This window comes from Mycobacterium sp. E2497 (assembly GCF_001668695.1).
GTDB lineage: Bacteria > Actinomycetota > Actinomycetes > Mycobacteriales > Mycobacteriaceae > Mycobacterium.
This window is the reverse complement of record NZ_LZKD01000300.1, coordinates 1-4,785: the sequence shown is the minus strand read 5'-3', so window position 1 is coordinate 4,785 and position 4,785 is coordinate 1. Positions and strand designations below refer to the sequence as shown.

The 4,785-nt window shown below is 68.5% G+C and carries 5 protein-coding genes and 1 pseudogene; 3 read left to right on the top strand and 3 right to left on the bottom strand.

Features of this window, described 5'->3' with window-relative positions; all coding sequences use genetic code 11:
- Positions 1 to 804, bottom strand: a pseudogene (locus A5713_RS26920) (aldehyde dehydrogenase); the annotation flags it as partial.
- Positions 805 to 839: 35 nt separating this feature from the next.
- Positions 840 to 1,934 (bottom strand): AMP-binding protein, encoded by a 1,095-nt coding sequence (locus A5713_RS26915; RefSeq protein ID WP_068099250.1) that lies wholly within the window; start codon positions 1,932 to 1,934, stop codon positions 840 to 842.
- A gap of 179 nt (positions 1,935 to 2,113) precedes the next feature.
- On the opposite strand from A5713_RS26915, the gene A5713_RS26910 reads away from it, so the two are divergent.
- On the top strand, positions 2,114 to 2,548 hold the full coding sequence (locus tag A5713_RS26910) for an SRPBCC family protein (protein ID WP_068099249.1): 435 nt from the start codon (positions 2,114 to 2,116) through the stop codon (positions 2,546 to 2,548).
- Here the strand turns inward: A5713_RS26910 and A5713_RS26905 are convergent.
- Positions 2,545 to 3,507, bottom strand: a complete 963-nt coding sequence (locus tag A5713_RS26905; RefSeq protein WP_068099248.1) for an oxygenase MpaB family protein — start codon at positions 3,505 to 3,507, stop codon at positions 2,545 to 2,547. The two genes, A5713_RS26910 and A5713_RS26905, sit on opposite strands and share 4 nt — an antisense overlap.
- 116 nt (positions 3,508 to 3,623) lie before the next feature.
- Here A5713_RS26905 and A5713_RS26900 point away from each other — a divergent pair, with 116 nt between their 5' ends.
- Entirely contained in the window at positions 3,624 to 4,217 is a 594-nt protein-coding gene (locus tag A5713_RS26900; RefSeq protein ID WP_068099247.1) for a TetR/AcrR family transcriptional regulator, read from the top strand.
- Positions 4,218 to 4,257: 40 nt separating this feature from the next.
- Positions 4,258 to 4,785: alpha/beta fold hydrolase (locus tag A5713_RS26895; RefSeq protein ID WP_197516489.1), on the top strand; the 528-nt coding region annotated here is incomplete at its 3' end.

Below are 4,785 nucleotides of genomic sequence, written 5' to 3'. Positions count from 1 at the left end.
GGCGATCGAGTCGACGATGAGGTCGAGGTGCTCGCGCCAGTCCTGGTCGGCGGTGATCAGGATCTTGCTGCGCCCCGGACCGTTGACGATCACCGCCGGGTCGCCGGCGTACTTGTCGACGACCGGCTGCCCGCCGTAGACCATGGCGAGGTCGGCCGACCGGATGATCTCGTCGGCGCCGGCATGATCGGTGGGCAGGTAGACGGCGTCCTCGGGGCGAAAGCCGCCCTGCCGCAGGGCATGCACCAGCCGGTGGGCGGTCAGCGGCTCGCGGCGGGACGGCCGCACCGCGACCCGGTAGCCCAGCGCCAGCGCCTGCGGCCACAGGCCGTGCACGCCCGGACCGTTTCCCGCCGCGTGCACGGCGAACACCTCCCCGCGCCGCGCCCATACCGCGCCTCCCCGCCGGGTGGGTTCCTCGCGCCAATCCAGCGTCGCGCCCACCGGGCGGGCCGGCCGGACCGCGTCGACCGCGCCGCCCACGGCGTCCACCACGGCGCGCGCCCCGGCGCGGGTGACCGCGATCGGCAGTCCCGAAATCCGGCTGGCCAGCCCGACGTAGCCCTCGAAGTCCAGCCCGGCGATGACGCCGTCGGCGAAGATGCCCGCGGCCGCCTCCAGCGCCGCCGCGCGCTGCCCGACGGGCATTGGAGCCGCCTTGCGTTGCGCCGCCAGGGTGCGCGAGACATACAGCGGCGGCACGATGCTCAGCTCGGCGACCGCGGCGCCGGCGGTGCTGAGCAGGATCTCGCGGCGGCGGGTCCGGTACTGCTCGCCGGGACCCAGCGCATCGATCGACACCAAATCGGTTGCGGCTCCGGCCCGTCCGACCGCCATGGTCAGTACACGCCCTCGATCACGGCCTCGCCCTCGAAGGTGGAGACCGGGCGGACCGCACTGACCGAGTCGCTGAGCTCGCCCGCCGGGCCAGGTTCCCTGACAGCGAGGTCTCGCTCCAGGTTGTTCGGGATGAACATGCCCTTGCTGACGTGGTGCATCACCACCTGCCCGGTCTGCCCATAGGGCACCCGTTCGCCGGTGTCGGGATCGACCACCCAGAACACCACGTACGGTGTCCGCGGGTCGAACACGAACGCATCGCCGCCGTCGGTTCGGGTGACCGCTTGGGACAGCACCATGGTGCTGCCGAAGGCCATGGTGATCGTAGTCGCCGGGAAGAGATCGCGGAGCAGGTCGAGGGTGTCGGCGTCCACGTGCGCGCCGCTGAGCAACAGGAAGCGGATCTTCTTGTTCAGCAGATCGACCACCCGGTCGTCCCGGGCCATGGCCTCCAGCAGCGGCGGGGTGGTGTGCAGGTTCGCGACGTTCTGCGTCCGCAGCACGAACAGGGCCTGCTCGACGACGTGGTCGACGTAGGCCGCGACTTCACCGGCGGCGCTGCGGGCGGCGAGCTTCTTCACCCACCGGGGATCGATGTCGATCGCGTGGAACGTCGCGCCGAGCCGCTCGGAGACCAGCCGCGAGAAATAGCCCACCCCGTGGGGGCCGCTGGGCATCAGGCACAGGAAGCCCTGGCCGCGGCGAAACCCACCGTCGGCGAAGTCCTCGGTCTGCCAGCGCACCACCTGCGCGACCCAATCCGGAAGCTGCGCAGTCCGTTTCGGCGCTCCGGTGGTTCCGCCCGATTCGAACACCTGGGGCACCGGACGCGGTTCGCCGTAACCGCGCGGGATGAGGTCTTCCACCGGCACCTCGCGCAATTCGTTGACGAGGTTGGGAAACAGCCGCAGATCGGCGAAGGTGTTGACGTCGGTCAACGGATCGAAGTCCAGCGTCGCGGCGGTCCGCAACCAGAATGCTGAACCGGTGTCCTCGCCGAAGTGCCACGCGATCGCCGCGCGAAGGTAGACCTCGGGATCCTCGACCGGGTCCGATCTCGGAACGTCCAACAGCGAGAAGTCGATAGCGGCCATATCAACAGATCCTGGCCCATCCTCAACCGCTCGCCAAGCGCCCGCCGCCGTATTGGCTTACTTCGCATGGAATTTCGCTGGCATGTACCCGCCGTTCACTTCCGGGCGGGTCGTGCCGTCGTCGCCGGGGAAGCGCTATGTTCTGTGCACCGAGACACGGCGGACAGCAGGGAGTGCGAATGATCGAGTTCACCCTCACCCGGACCTCCACGGCGCCGATCGAGACCGTGTTCGACGCCATGACCGACCACCGCGGGATCGCGGACTGCACGTGGGCGATCCGTCGTAGCACGCTCGACCGCGAGGGAACCCCCGCCCCGAACGGTGTCGGCGCGATCAGACGCCTGGAGGCGATCGGACCCCCGTTCGTCGAGGAGATCATCGAGTACGAGCGGCCCACCCGCTACGCGTACAAGATGCTCTCCGGCGCACCGACCCGGGATCACATCGGCACGGTCCGGCTGCGTGAAACAGACACGGGGACCGAGGTCAGCTGGCACCTGCGGTCAACGCTGAAGATTCCCGGTATTGACCGGCTGATGCTGCCGGTGTTCAAGAAGGTCATCGGCGAGCTGCTCAAAGGCGGCGTCGCCGCCGCCGAACGGAGCGGCTAAGCCGCGCGGTTGTGCAGCCGCCGCGGGTCGACGCCTGATTTCCGCCACGCCCTGGCCGCCCAGGGCGTGTAGATCGCCCCGACCGGCAGCCGGTTGATCAGCGGGTTGAGCGCGCGTATGGCGGCGGCGAACCGCTGAAAACGCTTCTCCCTCTTCGCGTCCCACTCCAACCGGCAAACCTCGCGCATCTGCGGCGGCATGGTCCCGACCAGGACCAGGCGGGTGTAGGCGTTGAGTGGCGCCGACACCACCTTCCACACCGGCTTCGGGATCCGGCGCGGACCGGGAATTCCCTTGCGGATGTAGCCGGTGCCATACAAGACCGTCTTGTGCGGAACGAACCGCTCGAGCATCTCGTCCCAGTAGGCGAGGAATTCGTCGTAGGTCTGCGGCTGGCCGCGGTCGCTGACCCCGTAGAGGCGGTACCACACCTTGCCCTCGTCGAAGATCTGCGCCTTCTCCGCGTGGGACAGCCGACGGATGAACGTGTCGGTGGTGTAGATGACCTGGTCCACGAAGGTCGCGTGCGCCCAGTAGAACAACTCCGGGTTGAGTGCGTGATATCTCGAGCCGTCGCTGATCGTCCCCTTGATCGTCTTGTGGAAGTCGCGCACCTTGCGGCCCCACTCGCGGGGTTCGTCGGAGTAGACGGTCTTCATCAGCGGCGGCGCGGTCCGCTTGGCCCGGCCCAACATGTCGCTGAAGATCACCGAGTGGTCGAGCACGCCCTGGGCGAGCTGTTCGATGCAGTTCTCGACGCCGGCGGTGCGCTGGAACCCGAAGAACTGGGTGCGGTTGTCCCCGTAGAACTTCCAGATCAACGACTCGGGCCCCAGCCGCGCCAGGTCGTCGGCCTCGCCGGCCGGCTCGTCGACCGCCATGGGCACCGCCTCGCGAACGCCGGTGTCAAATCGCGCGCCCGCGGTCGAACGGGTCAACTCGTCGTTCCGGGCCGTCATGCTCCCCTCCCTGCGGTTCGGACCTGCGATGCGCTTGCGAAGCGATGACACAAAACCGTATCTTTGTGTCACAGCCTAGCAAGCGGGCGTCGAGATTGCAGTGGGGGTCGTGATCCATGCCGAACCACAGCCCAGGCGGCACTCTCGGCGAAATCACCGACCTCGACCGCACCATCCTGGACACCGCGCGCGCGGTGTTCGAGACGTATGGCGTGCGACGGGCCAACATCGACGACGTCGCCGCGCGCGCGGGGGTCAGCCGCAGCACCATCTACCGTCGGTTTCCAACCAAGGACGACCTGTTCGGCCACGTGGTGCGGCGCGAGGCCGAAAAGTTCTTCACCACGCTGGACCGGGCGACCGCCGGCTGCGACCCGCAACAGGCCGTGATCGAGGCGTTCGCCCTCGGGGTGCGCCTGGTCCACGATTCCCCGCTGTATTCGCGGATCGCCGACAGCGAACCCGAACTGCTGGGCATGTTCTCCCGATCGCAGGCCTTCCCCATCGGCCAGTTCGCCGACGGCATCGCCCACACCCTGCGCCGGTGCGGGGCCGACATCCCCGACCGCGACCTGACCAACATCGCCGACATCCTGCTGCGCGTCGCGCTGGGCATCATCGTCTTCCCCACCGAACGCCTCGACACGTCGGATCCCGCGGCCGTCCGCGAATACGCCGGCCGCTATCTGGTCCCGATCATCCGCCGCTGACCCGCTATGGCATGTCGGTGGCCTGCACTAGCCTGAAGACGTGGCTGGGGGTTTTGCGGCTCCACGGACCCGGTACGCCAGTTGCGGCGAGATCGACATCGCCTACCAGGTGTTCGGTGATGGCCCGATCGACCTGCTCGTGCTGCCGGGGCCGTTGATACCGATCGACTGCGTCGACCTCGAGCCGTCGATGTACCGGTTCCACCGGCGGCTCGCGTCGTTCTGCCGGGTGATCCGCTTCGACCAGCGCGGCATCGGCCTGTCGTCGCGCGTCGCGTCGCTGGACATGCTCGGCCCGGAATCGTGGGCCCAGGACGCGATCGCGGTCATGAACGCGGTGGGATGCGAGCGCGCAACGATCTTCGCCCCGGGTTTCACGTCGCTGGCCGGTGTGGTTCTCGCGACCGACCATGCCGACCGGGTGACCAGCCTGGTGATCGCCAACGGCGCGGCCCGCACGCTGCGCGGTCCGGATTACCCGATCGGCTCCGACCTCGACGACGCCGATCGCTTCACGACGGTCGGGATGGAACCGGACGCCGTCGAGCAGGGGTTCGACATGCTCGGC

Coding starts and splice junctions, on each gene's coding strand:
- A5713_RS26915 (WP_068099250.1), bottom strand. CDS start 1,934: ATGGCCGCTATCGACTTCTCGCTGTTGGACGTTCCGAGATCGGACCCG.
- A5713_RS26900 (WP_068099247.1), top strand. CDS start 3,624: ATGCCGAACCACAGCCCAGGCGGCACTCTCGGCGAAATCACCGACCTC.
- A5713_RS26910 (WP_068099249.1), top strand. CDS start 2,114: ATGATCGAGTTCACCCTCACCCGGACCTCCACGGCGCCGATCGAGACC.
- A5713_RS26905 (WP_068099248.1), bottom strand. CDS start 3,507: ATGACGGCCCGGAACGACGAGTTGACCCGTTCGACCGCGGGCGCGCGA.